This is a genomic window from Marinobacter sp. LQ44, assembly GCF_001447155.2.
Taxonomy (GTDB): Bacteria; Pseudomonadota; Gammaproteobacteria; order Pseudomonadales; family Oleiphilaceae; genus Marinobacter.
The window spans coordinates 706,328-721,439 of record NZ_CP014754.1 but is presented as its reverse complement, the minus strand read 5'-3'; the positions used below and the strand labels follow the sequence as shown (position 1 = coordinate 721,439).

The following is a 15,112-nucleotide window of genomic DNA, read 5'->3' as shown; positions in this document are numbered from 1 at the left end:
ATTGCCGGCTTTTTTGATTGCGGGTTACTGGTAGTCCCGTTTCTGCTTGAATTCGCACAGATCTTCAATCAGGCAGGCACCACACTTGGGCTTGCGGGCGGTACAGGTGTATCGGCCATGCAGAATCAGCCAATGGTGGGCATCCATCAGAAATTCTTCAGGTACCAGCCGCATTAGTCGTTTCTCAACTTCGACCACGTTTTTGCCTGGCGCAATACCGGTGCGGTTGGAAACCCGGAAAATATGGGTATCCACCGCCATCGCAGGCTGTCGGAACGCCGTATTGAGCACTACATTGGCGGTTTTACGGCCAACGCCGGGCAGGGCTTCCAGGGCCTCACGGGTATCCGGTACCTGACTGTTGTGCTGCTCGATCAGAATCTTGCAGGTTTTTATCACGTTCTCGGCCTTGCTGTTAAACAGGCCGATGGTTTTGATGTAGTCCTTCAGGCCGTCCACACCCAGGGCGTAGATGGCCTCGGGTGTGTTGGCGATGGGATACAGCCTGTCGGTGGCCTTGTTGACTCCCACATCGGTTGCCTGAGCAGACAGAATCACGGCGATCAGCAGTTCAAACGGCGTGCTGTAGTTCAGTTCGGTAGTTGGATTGGGGTTCTCATCCCGGAGCCGGGTGAAAATCTCAATACGCTTCTGTTTGTTCATCGCGGTTCAGAATTCACTGTTCAGGAAATGGTGCCGGTTACCCGCACCCGCTTGCTGCCAGCGCTGGCGCTTACAGGCTCTGCTGCCTTCCGGCGCTCTTTGATCTGGTGATCAATGCCGTTCTTGAGTGCTATCAATAGCCCGAGACCAACAAAAGCCCCTGGCGGCAGCACCATGAACAGCATATCCGGGTAGTGCTCAAAGGGGCGGACCACCCAATTACTTGCCATTGGTCCGAACAGTAAGTGCATGTCAGCAAACAGGGTGCCCTGGCCTACGAGCTCCCGCATTCCGCCCAGTACCACCAGCACCGCCAGAAAGCCCAGACCCATCATCGCGCCGTCCAGCAGGGCCGGTAGCGGCGGGTTCTTGGATGCAAAGGCATCGGCACGGCCGAGAATGGCGCAGTTGGTCACGATCAGTGGAATGAAAATGCCAAGAATCTGGTAAAGCTCGTAGGTGAAGGCCTGCATCAGCAGTTCGGCACAGGTCACAAACGACGCTATGATCATCACAAACGCCGGCAGGCGCACAGATTCGTTGACGAAGTTACGGATGATGGAGACCGACAGATTGGAGCCAATCAGTACCATCAGGGTGGCAATACCCAGGCCGATAGCATTAACCACCGTACTGGTCACGGCCAGCAGTGGACACAGGCCAAGGACTTGAACCAGGGCGGGGTTGTTGCTCCACAGGCCTTCTTTGATGATGTCGGCGGAAGTTTTTGTGGCCATGATCAGGAATGCTCCGCAGGAGTGGATTCACCGGCAATGGCTTCCGGGGTCAGGGTTCGGTTTCTCGGGGCTGGCGGCTCGTTCAGTTGCTCCCGGATAATATCCCGGTTTTGGCGGAAGTAGACCAGCGAATGCTGTACCGCCTTGACCACAGCCCTGGGGGTGATGGTGGCACCGGTAAACTGGTCGAACACACCACCGTTCTTTTTCACGTTCCATTGGTCTGGGGGCGGATTTCCCAGCGACCGCCCATTAAAACTGTACACCCAGTCGGATTTCCGGGTTTCAATTCGGTCTCCAAGCCCCGGGGTTTCCCGATGGTTGGTGACTCGCACACCCAGCACGCGACCGTCCAGATCAACGCCCACCAGTAACCGGATTTCACCGGAATAACCATCCGGAGCAACCGCCGGCAGGATCATACCAATGGGCTGACCATCGCGCCGGGCCACCCAGGCGTTGACCGGTTCACTGCCTGGTTGGCGAGCGTTGGCAGGCAGGGTGATGACATCGCGCAGCATATCGTTGTCATGCTGGTGTTCGGGGATAATCTCAAAAAGGGCGCGTGCCTCGGCCCGCTCGGCCTGTTCCTGGATGCGGTCTTTGGTGATGCCCTGGGTCAGAGCAATAGTGCCGCCGGTAATGACGGCAAACAGCCCGAGACCGATGGCACTTCGACGAATAGAGGTTGTAATGGCATTCATCTTCTAACCCCCACTCTTGCTGGGCACGCCGCGCCTGGCCTTGTGATGACCATAGGTCCTGGGCGGGGTGTAGTGGTCGATAAACGGCACCGCGAAATTCATCAGCAAGACGCTAAAGGCTATAGCATCAGGGTAATTGCCCCAGGTTCGAATCAGGTAAACCAGCACGCCAATCCCGGCCCCGTAGATCAGCTTGCCCTGATGGCTGGTGGCGGCGGAAACCGGGTCGGTGGCGATAAAGAACGCGCCCAACATGGTGCCGCCGGCCAGCAGATGAATCTGCAATGGCGCATACAAGTCTGCGTTGCTTCCGAACGCCAGACTCATCACAACGATGGCGGCCAGGAAAGCGACGGGTATATGCCAGGTGATGATTCTGAGCCAGACCAGCAACAGGCCGCCGGCCAGGAACGCCAGGTTAACCCATTCCCAGCCACGGGCAACCAGGTCGCCAAAGGTGGGATGCTGCAGCACTTCGGTGGCGGTATGGGTGGCGATCTTGTGTTTGTATTCGTCCAGCGGCGTCGCCATGGTCCAGGCATCAATGGTGGTCTGGCTGGCGGAGAAAATAGTGGCCAGGGTTTCACCGAAACCCGGTGCGCCGCCCCACAGGGTTGCCGCCTGGGCCCAGTTGGTGGTCATGGCTACCGGGAAGGAGATCAGAGCCAGGGCATAGCCCACCATGGCCGGATTGAATGGGTTGGAGCCCAGCCCGCCGTAGAGCTGTTTGGCCACGACAATGGCGGAAATTACCGCGATGGCGGAAACCCACCAGGGCGCGAACTGTGGCAGCGACAAGCCTAGCAGCAGTCCGGTTACCGCGGCGGTATTGTCTTTCAGGAAAAATGAAACAGGCTTGTTGCGCAATTTCAGGATCGCCGCTTCCGACGCCAGGGCCAGGGCGATACACCAGGCCACATTGATCAGGTTGCCCCAACCGAAAAACAGGGTCTGGGCGATCAGGCCGGGGATGGCCGCCAGAATAACCCAGAGCATAACCCGGGATGTCGGCCGGGCATTTCGGGCATGGGGTGATGACTGTTGAATTAATGCCATAAACGATAAGCCTGCAGTGGGTTACTCGGAGGACGCATCCGAGGTGTTGGTGGCCATCTGGCCCCGGGCCTCGGCCAGGGCCTCGCGCGCCCGTTCCACCCGGTCGTGATTCTTGGCCACAGCCCGTTCCAGCTTCTCCACGTTGTCGGCCTGCTGGGCCCTGGCTTCCTCCAGCATGCCCTGCATAGTGCTGAGTTTGGTTTCGGCCTGCATCAGCTGCTTTTCCAGCGTTTCGATGTCCGGCTGCTCAACCGCAGCGGGCGCCGGTTCTGCTGCCTGGGCAGCCTTGGCTTTCTTGCGCTCAAGGGCCTGTTGCACCAGCGCCGCCTTTGCCGCCCGCTCATCGGTGGCTTCACCCTCGGCAACCGTTTGTTCCGCTTCGGCCTGTTTCTGGGCCTGGGCTTCGGCGGCCGCCTTTGCCCGTTCTTTGCGCCGCAGCTCTTTCTCCTGCTGTTCCCGCTCCAGGCGGGCCTGGCGGGCTTCGAAGCGCTCGCGGGCATGGTCTGATTTCAGCTGCTCGGCGCGCTGCTTGCGGATCTCGTCCTTGGCGTAGCGATAGTACTGAACCAGTGGAATGGAGCTTGGGCATACGTAGGAGCAGGCGCCACACTCGATGCAATCAAACAGGTTCAGGTGCTCCGCTTTCTCGAATTCGGAGGCCTTCGAGTACCAGAACAGTTGCTGGGGCAGCAGTTCCATCGGGCAAGCCTCTGCACACTGGCTGCAGCGGATACAGGGCTGTTCCGGTGGCGGTGTGGGTAATTCGTCAGCGGTGGCGGCAATGATGCAGTTGGACGTTTTAACCAGCGGTATGATGTCTGTGGTGAGGGTGTACCCCATCATCGGCCCGCCGAGCACCAGCCGGTTCAGTTGGCTCTTCTGAAGCCCGCCACTCTCAAGTAGGTAGCTGACCGGTGTCCCTACCAGTATTTCGAAGTTGCCCGGCTCACGAACGGCCTTGCCGGTAACCGTGACAATGCGGGAGATCAACGGCTTGCCTTCAAAAATAGCCCGGGACACCGCCATTGCGGTACCGACGTTCTGGCACATTACCCCGATATCGGCGGGAATGCCGCCGCTGGGCACTTCCAGTCCCGTCAGGATCTGGACCAGCTGTTTCTCCCCGCCGGATGGATACTTGGTGGGAATCACCGCAATTTCAATCTGGGTGCCCTGGACCGCTTCCCGCATGGCGGCAATCGCTTCCGGCTTGTTGTCTTCGATACCAACCACACAGCGGGACGGCCGAAGAATCCAGGCCATGACCTTCAGACCATTGACGACCTCTTCGGCGTGTTCGCGCATGGTCATGTCATCGGCGGTGATGTAAGGCTCGCATTCGGCACCATTGAGAATCAGGGTTTCGACTTTACGATCCCGGGGAGGGCGCAGTTTGATGTCAGTAGGGAAGCCCGCGCCGCCCATGCCGGCAATACCGGCTTCCCGGATCAGGTCCAGCACTCTCTCCCGATCCAGCTTATGGTAATCGCTGATGGGCTCAAGCTGGCACCACTGGTCCTCACCGTCGGGTTTTAGCACCACGCACCAGTCAGACATGCCCGAGGGGTGCGGCACCGGGTGCCGCTCTATCGACTCAACCACGCCGGAAGTCGAGGCATGTACCGGAACGCCCATACCGGTGGTGACATCGGCAATCTTCTGGCCTTTGAGCACGCGCTGACCGACCTCAACAATGACTTCGGCTGGCTCACCGATGTGCTGTTGTAGCGGCAGTACCAGGCGCTCGGGTATGCCAGCCATGCGAATGGGGCGGCTGGTGGACTGGTGTTTGTTTTCAGACGGATGAACGCCGCCGGAAAAATCCCATAGTTGCGTCATCAGGCGCGGGCTCCCTGGCGATCAGTAGCAATAAGGGTTGGTTTCGGAGGCGACCAGGTCCAGCTGCGGATATCCGGCTCAATGGTGATCATATCAATACAATCCACAGGGCAGGGTTCGACACAAAGGTCACAGCCTGTGCACTCGCTCTCGATAACAGTGTGCATGTGCTTGGCGGAACCGAGGATGGCGTCAACCGGGCAAGCCTGGATGCACTTGGTGCACCCGATACACTCGTCTTCACGAATGACCGCCACCCGCTTGGCCTGCTCCACGCCGTGTTCGGCGTCCAGCGGTTGGGGTTCCACATCCAGTAAATCGGCCAGGGCCTTTATGGTGGTTTCGCCACCGGGTGGGCACTTGTTAATGGCTTCACCGTTGGCAATGGCTTCGGCGTAGGGGCGGCAGCCGGGAAAACCGCATTGGCCGCACTGAGTTTGCGGCAACAACGAATCTATCTGCTCAACCAGTGGATTACCCTCGACCTTAAAGCGTTCGGAAGCGAAGCCCAGTAATCCGCCGAACACCAGTGCCAGGGCTAGTAATACCACAACGGCAATCAGGAAACTTGTCCACATAAATCAACCGCTCCGTCAGACCGCCACCAGGCCAGTGAAACCCAGAAACGCCAGCGCCATCAAGCCTGCGGTGATCAGGCCGATAGACGCGCCCCGGAAGGCCACTGGCACGTCAGACACGGCAATGCGTTCGCGCATGGCAGCAAACAGCACCAGCACAAGGGAAAACCCGGCGGCAGCACCAAAACCGTACAGCACGGATTCCACGAAGTTGTTGTTCTTGTTGATGTTCAACAGGGCCACGCCAAGCACCGCACAGTTGGTGGTGATCAGCGGCAGGAAAATGCCCAGTACGCGGTAGAGCAGGGGGCTGGTCTTGCGGACCACCATTTCGGTGAACTGAACCACCACGGCAATCACCAGAATAAAGGTGATGGTTCTCAGGAACGCCAGATCAAGGGGTTCCAGCAAATAGGTATAAGCCAGGTAACTGCACACCGATGCCAGTGTCAGCACAAACGTGGTGGCCAGGGACATACCCATGGCGGTTTCCAGCTTGCCGGAAACCCCCATGAACGGACACAGCCCCAGGAACTGCACCAGCACGAAGTTGTTCACCAGAATGGTACTGACCAGTATCAGCAAATACTCTGTCATCGGAGTGTCTCTGCCTGTTGCTGCTTACATCACCCGCATGCCGGGCGTGGCACCGGAATCGGGCGACAGAATGAAAATCTCTTTACCCCCGGGGCCCGCCGCCAGGACCATGCCTTCGGACATGCCAAACTTCATCTTACGGGGTTTCAGGTTGGCCACCATCACGGTCATGCGGCCTTCCAGGTCCTCCGGTTTGTAAGCTGACTTGATACCCGCAAACACATTGCGCTCGCCATGCCCCACATCAAGCGTCAGGCGAAGAAGCTTGTCGGCGCCTTCCACATGTTCGGCTTTGACAATCTTTGCCACCCGAAGATCCACTTTGGCGAAATCCGGGAACTCAATTTCATCGGCAACCGGCTCCAGATCCTGGGCAGGCTGTTTATTGGTGTCGCCCAGTGCCGCTGGCAGCTCTTCTTTCGAGGCATCCAGCATTTTTTCGATCTGCACCATGTCGACCCGGTTCATCAAGGGCTTGAACTTGTCGATACCATGATTTTCCAGAAGTTCATGGCGGCGATTCCAGTGAAGCCGGTCATTCAGGAAAGACTCGGAGGCTTCGGCCATCCTGGGCAGTACCGGCGCCAGATAGGTGATCAGCAGGCGGAACATATTGATGGCGTTGGTGCAGATGGCCTGTAGCTTGTCGTCCTGGCCGTCCTGCTTGGCGATCACCCACGGCTGCTCGTCGTTCACGTACTGGTTGGCAATGTCGGCCAACTCCATGATCCGGCGCATCGCTCGGCCGAACTCGCGGGCTTCGTAAAACTCGGCAATCTGCTCACCAGCATCAATAAACGCTTTCAGTTTGTCCTGCTCGGTGACCTTGCCCAGCTTGCCGTCAAAGCGCTTGGTGATGAACCCGGCGCTGCGGCTGGCGATGTTGACCACCTTGCCCACCAGGTCCGAATTCACCCGGGCAGCAAAGTCTTCCAGGTTCAGGTCCATGTCATCCACGCCACCGGTCAGCTTGGCGGCGAAGTAATAGCGCAGGTATTCCGGATCCAGATGGTCCAGGTAGGTGCGGGCCATGATGAAGGTGCCGCGGGATTTGGACATCTTCTTGCCGTTCACGGTGACAAAGCCATGGGCCCAGACCGCCGTTGGCGTACGGAAGCCGGCATCGTGCAGCATCGACGGCCAGAACAGGGCGTGGAAGTTGATGATGTCCTTGCCGATGAAGTGGTACACCTCGGCGGTGGAATCTTTCTTCCAGAAATGCTCGAAATCAATGCCTTCGCGGTTACACAGGTTCTTGAAGCTGGCCAGGTAACCAATAGGCGCATCGAGCCACACGTAGAAGTACTTGCCAGGCGCGTCCGGAATCTCAAACCCGAAATAGGGTGCATCCCGGCTGATGTCCCACTCCTGCAGGCCCGCATCCAGCCACTCGGCGAGCTTGTTGGCCACCTGCGGCTGAAGGGTACCACTGCGGGTCCACTTGCTCAGGAAATCGTGGAACTCCGGCAGCTTGAAAAAATAGTGCTCGGACTCTTTCTCAACCGGCGTAGCGCCGGACACCGCAGAGCGCGGATTGATCAGCTCGGCAGGGGTATAGGTGGCGCCACAGGCCTCGCAGTTATCGCCGTACTGATCTTCCGCCTTGCACTTGGGGCAAGTGCCTTTGATGAAACGGTCCGCCAGGAACATCTGCTTTTCAGGATCATAGAACTGGGTGATATTGCGGGTGGCAATATGACCGTTCTGCTGAATCTGGCGGTAAATGTATTCGGAGAAAAACTGGTTCTCCTCCGAATGGGTGGAGTAGTAGTTATTGAAACGGATGTGGAAGCCGGCGAAATCTTCCTGATGCTCTTGGCGAATGCGGTCAATCAGTTTTTCCGGGGTAATCCCCTCACGCTCGGCCCGCAACATGATGGCGGTGCCGTGGGCATCATCGGCGCAAACGTAGTAGCAGTTGTGGCCACGCATATTCTGATAGCGCACCCAGATATCGGTCTGAATGTATTCCAGCAGATGCCCCAGATGAATGGGCCCGTTGGCGTAGGGCAGGGCGCTGGTAACCAGAATATCGCGCTGTTGCTTGCTCGCTTGCGTCATGGTGATGTCCGAACCTTATGTTGAGTCGGGTTGGAAAGACAAAAACGGGGTTCCGGTGGCAATCGCAATTGATTGTTTCAGGTAAAGACCCCATATGGTCAGAAACGGGCACAGATGATACCTTCCAAGCCATCATTTTTCACCTGCATTCAAGCTTATGAGCTTATTCCGGAGACCCCGATGACCCAGATTTCCCAACAGGCCCTAGAAACCGCCGTTAAAGAATACCGAGACCCCTATCTCAACAAGGACCTGTACGCACTGGGTGCCGTGAAAAACCTGACCGCCGACGACAACGGCAAGGTCACCCTGATGGTGGAACTGCCGTACCCCTCCAAAGGCATCGCTGGAGGCCTCAAACAGATCGTAGCCAACGCCCTGGAATTTGTGGATGGCGTTGAAAGCGCCGAAGTCCACGTAGCCCAGAAAATCCACAGCTACAAAACCAACAAAGACCTCCCGGCCGTACCCGGCGTGAAAAACATCATCGCCGTTGCCTCCGGCAAAGGCGGCGTGGGCAAATCCACCACCGCCGTCAACCTCGCCCTGGCCCTGCAGGCCGAAGGCGCCCGGGTTGGCATCCTCGACGCTGACATCTACGGCCCGAGCATCGGCATGATGCTCGGCGTACCCGAAGGCAAACGCCCGGACGTGCGAGAAAACAAATACTTCGTCCCCATGCAGGCCCACGGCCTGCAAGCCAACTCCATGGCCTTCGTCACCACCGACAAAACCCCCATGGTCTGGCGCGGCCCCATGGTCAGCGGTGCGGTGATGCAGCTACTCCAGCAAACCCTCTGGGATGAACTCGACTACCTCATCATCGACATGCCCCCCGGCACCGGCGACATCCAGCTCACCCTGGCCCAGAAAGTCCCGGTCACCGGCGCCGTCATCGTCACCACCCCCCAGGACATCGCCCTGCTGGACGGCAAAAAAGGCATCGAAATGTTCCGCAAAGTCGACATCCCGGTGTTGGGCGTGGTCGAAAACATGAGCGTGCACATCTGCTCCAACTGCGGCCACGAAGAACCCCTCTTCGGCCACGGCGGCGGCGAACGCATCGCAGAAGAATACGAAACCACCCTCCTGGGCCAGCTACCCCTGCATATGACCATCCGCGAACAAACCGACAGCGGCGCCCCGACCGTCGCGGCTGAACCGGATTCCGAAGTGGCCCGGCGCTATCTGGATATCGCCAGAAGAGTGGGGGCGGAGTTGTCTACCCGGGAGCGGAATCTTGGTGGGACTATTTCTAGTGTTTCCGTCACCGAGCACTAACGAGTTAAGCCAATAGGTAGTTGGAGTCAGGCGAGTAAGAATATACCTCGTATGTGGTGCAGCTCTGTTGGCGGCGATTCCACCAGAGTTTTGTTGGCAGGGGCAGGGATAGCTTTCCAAAAATCTCGTAGGCCATGGATGGCCGGAGCGAAGCGCACATGGATGTGCTCGTAGCGTTTTTTGGAAAGCTATCCCTGCCGCTGCCCCGCACAAAACCAAGAAGGCTAGGAGAGTCAGGCGCCAGACCTTCGACAGGCACCGAGGGACAAGGTAAACTACGCCCCAATTTTTCCCAGCTGGAAACGAGAATTCACCATGAGCATCAAATCCGACAAGTGGATCCGCCGGATGTCCGAACAACACGGCATGATCGAACCCTTCGAAGCCGGCCAAGTTCGGGAAAGCGAAAAAGGCCGCGTCATCTCCTACGGCACCTCAAGCTACGGCTACGACGTACGCTGCAGCAACGAATTCAAAATCTTCACCAACGTCCACAGCGCCACCGTAGACCCAAAGAACTTCGATGAAAACAGCTTCGTCAACTACACCGGCGACGTCTGCATCATCCCCCCGAACAGCTTCGCCCTGGCGCGCACCGTGGAATACTTCCGCATCCCCAGAAGCGTGCTCACCATCTGCCTGGGCAAAAGCACCTACGCTCGCTGCGGTATCATCGTCAACGTTACCCCGCTGGAACCCGAGTGGGAAGGCCAGGTCACCCTGGAATTCTCCAACACCACCAACCTGCCAGCGAAAATCTACGCCAACGAAGGCGTCGCCCAGATGCTGTTCTTCGAATCCGACGAAATCTGCGAAACCAGCTACAAAGACCGAGGCGGCAAGTACCTTGGCCAGACCGGCGTGACCCTGCCCAGGACATGAACGCCAACCAGTTTCTTAAAGCCGTCTCACAACTGCAGGGTTGGCGCGAATGCGCCTTCCTGCTGGCCCTGGCCGAAAGGGCCTTTCCCAACTACGCGCTGTTCGCTGATGCCGTCGGCATGAAAAGCGGTGGCAAAATGCGCCAGCTGCTTGACCTGGCCTGGGACACACTCCAGCAGGAGGCCACCGAAGCGGCCATCCCCCAGCTGCTGACCAAGCTCGAGAGCCTGTGCCCCAATGTTGACGACTACGACGCCTACGGTGTTTACCCGGCCTTCGACTTCTGTCAATTGCTGGAACAGGCGCTGCTCAACCGCCTGAACCCCAACAAACACCGCGCAACCGACGCATCCCAGCTGGCCACCAGGACCATTATGGACTTTGTGGAAATGTCTGAGGGCGAAGAACTGGATGAAGACCAGCTGGTGCGCCTGTTTGAACAGCATCCGCTGCTCAAGGAAGATAAAATCTTCCAACGCGACACCGTGCTTGCCCTCAAGCGCCAGCGCACGCCACTTGAAGACTTTATCGCCGAACTCAAGGCGGATGCCGCCAACGAAGGCGTCAGCAATCTCGGTATTTCACTCGATAGCTGAGCCGCTCCGGTTCACGCTACACTTATCAGCTACCTATTGAATTGCCCGTAGAACGGATCAGTGCCATGAAACTCTCTGCTTTTGGTCGTAAGTTCACCGCCGACGCCGGTATCACCTCCCTGATGGATGACCTGGGTAACGCCATGGCCTCCGGTGAGGGGATGATCATGATGGGAGGCGGTAATCCCGGGCATATTCCCGAGATTCAGGAGCGGGTGCAGGAAATTCTGGCGGGTATCGCGGCAGATGAGGGGCAGATGCGCCGGCTGGTCGGGATTTATGATCCCCCCCAGGGTGAGAAGCAATTTATCGCCTCGCTGGCGGAATTGCTGAACAAGGAATACAACTGGGGGCTGAAGCCCGAGAACATCGCCCTGACCAATGGCAGCCAGGCGGCGTTCTTCATGCTGTTCAACATGTTTGGTGGCGACTACGGCGATGGTCACCGCAAACACATCCTGCTGCCCCTGGCGCCGGAATACATTGGCTATGCCGATGCTGGTATCGAGCCCGGTCTGTTTCAGGCCGTGCGGCCGGATATTTCTTTTACCGATGCCCATGAGTTCAAGTATCGGGTGGATTTTGATGCGGTGGAAGTGACCGGTGAAACCGGCGCTATCTGCGTATCCCGGCCCACCAACCCGACCGGTAATGTGATTACTGATGAAGAGCTGGCGAGGCTGGAGGGGATGGCCCGACAACACGATATTCCGTTGATTGTAGATGGCGCTTACGGCACTCCCTTTCCGAGCCTGCTATTTGTGGACGCCCAGCCCACCTGGAACGAGCAGATTATTCTGTGCCTGAGTTTGTCCAAGCTGGGTTTGCCGGCGGCTCGCACTGGTATCGTGATTGCGGCGGAGCCGATCATCAAGGCGTTGTCTGGCATTAACGCCATCATGAACCTGGCGACCGGAAGTTTTGGTGCCATGCTGGCCGAGCCTTTGGTGCGCTCTGGTGAGATCCTGTCACTGAGCCGTGATGTGGTTTGTCCGTTCTATAAAGCCAAGATGGAAAGAGCTGTGGAGGCGTTTCGTGACGCCATGGGTGAGGACAGTTGCCGCTGGTACATCCACAAGCCAGAGGGCGCCATGTTCCTGTGGCTGTGGTTTCCGGATCTTCCGATTTCCAGCCTGGAGCTGTATCAGCGGCTCAAGCAGAGAGGGGTGCTGGTGGTGTCTGGCCACTATTTCTTCCCGGGCCTGGCAGATGATCATTGGCGCCACCGCCACGAGTGCCTGCGAGTTACCTACTCCCAGGATGACGCACAGGTGGCAGAAGGGTTAAGGATTATCGCCGATGAGGTAAAAACGGTCTGGGCGGAGTCCGGCCGTTAGAGCCGGAGAGTCGCCCGACGGGTAATCAGTCGCGAATGGTTGCGTCTTTCAATTTTAGCTCGTACTCGCTGCCATCCGGCTCTATCTGCAGTAGCCTGAGCAGCAGGTGGCCCTGGTTTGGATCTATCCACATCAAGGTCTGGCGCTTGGAATCCTCGCCACGCACTTTTTCCACCTTCAGGGTTTGTGTTGTCTGGCCATTGGTATTGATGGTGCTGTCGTCGTCTACCACCGCAAAACGATCCTCGTTATAGCGGCCCTTATCAATGATGTTGTAGGTCAGGTCCCGTTTGCCGGCTTTCAGATCCTGGTGCATTTGCAGCTGAAAGCCCAGTGGGTCCAGCGCTCCGTCCTTGAGTTCCAGCTCAAAGGCTTTGCCGCGGTATTTACCTTTGGCAATACCAGCCTGCCAGTCAAAATCTATGGACTGCTCCCGGTTACGAATCATCAGGCCTTTCAGGCTGTAGCGGTAACGCAGCGGAACCACGCGGTCGTCTTCCCAGAGCAAGACCACCGATTCGTCGATGTCAGCGATGAACGATCTCACCTGTGTGCGATACAGCCAGACATTATTACCCTGATCGGTCAGGCTGCGCGTGCCAGCACCACTGAGGCTGATGCCTTTTGACATGGACGCAGAGTAGGTGGCCTCGTGAGGGAAAAGGGCTGGGGTTGTGTCTTGAGTATCGGCGGCGGCAACCGTTACCGAGACCAGGCCGAACCAGAGTCCGGCCAACCAGGTAACGATGCGCAAGGATGCTCTGAGTGTCTTCATCCGGAGCCTCTTTCACTGTAGGTGTTTGCGACAGTGTAGCTTCCCAGAAGCCCGAGGGAGATGACAATCTGTTCAGCTCGCGGGTAACCTCATGGGTTGTGACAGGGGTTCGCCATCAAACAGCACGCCGTCACTTGCCAGTTGAATCCGGCCTTCGCAAAACCAGCGAACCACGATCGGGTATAACACGTGCTCCTGTTGCTGCACCCGCTCGGCCAGTGATTCAGGCGTGTCGCCGTCCTGAACGGCTACCTCGGCTTGGGCGATCACCGGCCCGCCATCCAGTTCTTCGGTCACGAAGTGGATGGATACACCATGCACCTTGTCGCCGGCTTCCAGCACTCTCTGATGCGTGTTCAAGCCCGTGTAGGCGGGCAGCAGGGAAGGATGAATGTTCAGCATCTTGCCGCGGAAGGCACGAACGAAGTCTTCGGTCAGAATCCGCATAAAGCCTGCCAGCACGATCAGGTCCGGGTTATGGCGGCGGATTTCGGCCATCAGGGCGCCATCGAATTCTTCCCGGCTGCCATAGTCTTTGTGATTGATCACAAAGGTTTTTATGTTGGCCTGGGCTGCCCGCTCGAGGGCGAAGGCTCCCGGTTTGTTGCAGCCTACAGCGACAATGTCGCCCGGGAAGTCCCTTTCCCGCGAGGCGTCAATCAATGCCTGCAGGTTGGTGCCGCTGCCGGAAGCCAATACCAGGATGGTTGGGAGTGGCGCGGGATCAGCCTTCATGCCGTGAGTAACCCCGGTGCGTAGCGCACTTTCGGCTCATCATCGGCTGCGCCGGCTGCCTCAATGACACCTACCTGCCATACATGCTCGCCCATGGCGTTGAGGGCATCCATGGCCAGCTCTTTCTGTTCGGCAGGAACGCAGATAATCATGCCAATACCGCAGTTAAAGGTGCGGTACATTTCCTCGCAGGCAACACCGCCTGAGTTTTGCAGCCACTGAAACACCGGTGGCAGTTCCCAGCTCTGGGTGTCGATGGCGGCAACTGTGCCAGCCGGCAGCACCCTGGGGATATTCTCCGGCAGGCCGCCGCCGGTGATGTGAGACAGTGCCCGCACGTCCACTTCACGAATCAGTTGCAGTATGTTCTTCACGTAAATGCGGGTGGGCGCCATCAGTGCGTCAGCCAGGGTGGTGTCACCCATTGGCTGGCTCAGGTCGGCACCGCTGACTTCGATAATCTTGCGAATCAGTGAGTAGCCGTTGGAGTGGGGGCCGGAGGAGCCCAGGGCCAGCATCACATCACCCGGCTGGGTGCGACTGCCATCGATGACTTCACTGCGCTCGACAATGCCGACGCAGAAACCGGCCAGATCATAGTCTTCGCCTTCGTACATACCGGGCATTTCGGCGGTTTCGCCACCCACCAGTGCACAGCCGGACAACTCGCAGCCCTTGCCGATGCCGTCCACGACCTGGGCGGCAATGTCCACGTTCAGCTTGCCGGTAGCGTAGTAATCCAGGAAAAACAGGGGCTCTGCGCCGCCCACGATCAGATCGTTCACGCACATGGCGACCAGATCAATACCGATGCTGTCATGCTTTTCAAGTTGCATGGCCAGGCGCAGTTTGGTGCCAACGCCATCGGTGCCCGAGACCAGCACCGGCTCCCGGTAACCGGCCGGGATGGAAACCATGGCGCCGAAGCCGCCAAGCCCGCCGAGGACTTCAGGGCGGCGGGTACGGGCTGCCGTGTTCTTGATGCGGTTGACCAGATCGTTACCTGCGTCGATATCAACGCCGGCATCGCGATAGGTGAGGGAAGGCTTCTGTTCGCTCATGGAAATGTAACCGTTGGCCTGTGGGTCAGGCGGCGGATTTTAACAGGTGCGCACGGGCGCTCCAACCGGAATTCGGTAAAGCGTGCAAATATTCAGGGTACATCATTGCCAACCTGCAACGGGGCCTTGCTACTCTCGTTTGTGGTGATGGTGTATCCTGTGCGCCAATCATGGGAACGGCAGGGTGTTACATGACTGGAACGGAAAAAA

At 58.0% G+C, this 15,112-nt stretch carries 15 protein-coding genes; 4 read left to right on the top strand and 11 right to left on the bottom strand.

Features of this window, described 5'->3' with window-relative positions:
* Nucleotides 1-24: 24 nt before the first annotated feature.
* From nth to metG, 8 genes are read right to left on the bottom strand one after another with little or no spacing between them, the layout of a single operon-like run.
* Complete coding sequence (gene nth / locus ASQ50_RS03425; RefSeq protein WP_058090332.1) at nucleotides 25-663, bottom strand: endonuclease III; 639 nt, start codon at nucleotides 661-663, stop codon at nucleotides 25-27.
* Between the two features lie 20 nt (nucleotides 664-683).
* Entirely contained in the window at nucleotides 684-1,400 is a 717-nt protein-coding gene (locus tag ASQ50_RS03420; protein WP_058090331.1) for an electron transport complex subunit E, read from the bottom strand.
* A gap of 2 nt (nucleotides 1,401-1,402) precedes the next feature.
* Nucleotides 1,403-2,104: an electron transport complex subunit RsxG gene (gene rsxG, locus ASQ50_RS03415; protein ID WP_058090330.1), complete on the bottom strand. Its 702-nt coding sequence runs from the start codon at nucleotides 2,102-2,104 to the stop codon at nucleotides 1,403-1,405.
* Between the two features lie 3 nt (nucleotides 2,105-2,107).
* A complete protein-coding gene (rsxD, locus tag ASQ50_RS03410) occupies nucleotides 2,108-3,160 on the bottom strand; it encodes an electron transport complex subunit RsxD (protein WP_058090329.1) in 1,053 nt (350 codons plus the stop codon).
* 21 nt (nucleotides 3,161-3,181) lie between these two features.
* On the bottom strand, nucleotides 3,182-4,999 hold the full coding sequence (gene rsxC / locus ASQ50_RS03405; RefSeq protein WP_058090328.1) for an electron transport complex subunit RsxC: 1,818 nt from the start codon (nucleotides 4,997-4,999) through the stop codon (nucleotides 3,182-3,184).
* A complete protein-coding gene (gene rsxB, locus ASQ50_RS03400) occupies nucleotides 4,999-5,577 on the bottom strand; it encodes an electron transport complex subunit RsxB (protein WP_058090327.1) in 579 nt (192 codons plus the stop codon). Before rsxB ends, rsxC begins: the two co-directional genes overlap by 1 nt.
* Nucleotides 5,578-5,592: 15 nt before the next feature.
* Nucleotides 5,593-6,174 (bottom strand): electron transport complex subunit RsxA, encoded by a 582-nt coding sequence (rsxA, locus tag ASQ50_RS03395; RefSeq protein ID WP_058090326.1) that lies wholly within the window; start codon nucleotides 6,172-6,174, stop codon nucleotides 5,593-5,595.
* Nucleotides 6,175-6,198: 24 nt separating this feature from the next.
* Nucleotides 6,199-8,235 (bottom strand): methionine--tRNA ligase, encoded by a 2,037-nt coding sequence (gene metG / locus ASQ50_RS03390; protein ID WP_058090325.1) that lies wholly within the window; start codon nucleotides 8,233-8,235, stop codon nucleotides 6,199-6,201.
* Between the two features lie 180 nt (nucleotides 8,236-8,415).
* Between metG and apbC the strand changes: the two genes are divergently transcribed.
* The 4 genes from apbC (at nucleotide 8,416) to ASQ50_RS03370 (ending at nucleotide 12,331) form a co-directional block, all read left to right on the top strand.
* Nucleotides 8,416-9,516, top strand: coding sequence for an iron-sulfur cluster carrier protein ApbC (gene apbC, locus ASQ50_RS03385; protein WP_058090324.1), 1,101 nt, complete (start codon nucleotides 8,416-8,418; stop codon nucleotides 9,514-9,516).
* A gap of 315 nt (nucleotides 9,517-9,831) precedes the next feature.
* Entirely contained in the window at nucleotides 9,832-10,398 is a 567-nt protein-coding gene (gene dcd, locus ASQ50_RS03380; protein WP_011784457.1) for a dCTP deaminase, read from the top strand.
* Nucleotides 10,395-10,994, top strand: coding sequence for a YjaG family protein (locus ASQ50_RS03375; RefSeq protein WP_058090323.1), 600 nt, complete (start codon nucleotides 10,395-10,397; stop codon nucleotides 10,992-10,994). Before dcd ends, ASQ50_RS03375 begins: the two co-directional genes overlap by 4 nt.
* Before the next feature lie 65 nt (nucleotides 10,995-11,059).
* On the top strand, nucleotides 11,060-12,331 hold the full coding sequence (locus ASQ50_RS03370; RefSeq protein ID WP_058090322.1) for a valine--pyruvate transaminase: 1,272 nt from the start codon (nucleotides 11,060-11,062) through the stop codon (nucleotides 12,329-12,331).
* Between the two features lie 25 nt (nucleotides 12,332-12,356).
* On the opposite strand, the gene ASQ50_RS03365 is transcribed toward ASQ50_RS03370, so the two are convergent.
* From ASQ50_RS03365 to purM, 3 genes are all read right to left on the bottom strand, one after another.
* Nucleotides 12,357-13,106, bottom strand: coding sequence for a DUF3108 domain-containing protein (locus tag ASQ50_RS03365; RefSeq protein ID WP_058090321.1), 750 nt, complete (start codon nucleotides 13,104-13,106; stop codon nucleotides 12,357-12,359).
* A 72-nt stretch (nucleotides 13,107-13,178) separates the two neighbouring features.
* The gene (gene purN, locus ASQ50_RS03360) at nucleotides 13,179-13,841 is read right to left on the bottom strand and encodes a phosphoribosylglycinamide formyltransferase (RefSeq protein ID WP_058090320.1); all 663 of its coding nucleotides are present in this window, start codon (nucleotides 13,839-13,841) and stop codon (nucleotides 13,179-13,181) included.
* Nucleotides 13,838-14,902 (bottom strand): phosphoribosylformylglycinamidine cyclo-ligase, encoded by a 1,065-nt coding sequence (gene purM, locus ASQ50_RS03355; protein WP_058090319.1) that lies wholly within the window; start codon nucleotides 14,900-14,902, stop codon nucleotides 13,838-13,840. Before purM ends, purN begins: the two co-directional genes overlap by 4 nt.
* Nucleotides 14,903-15,112: the final 210 nt, after the last annotated feature.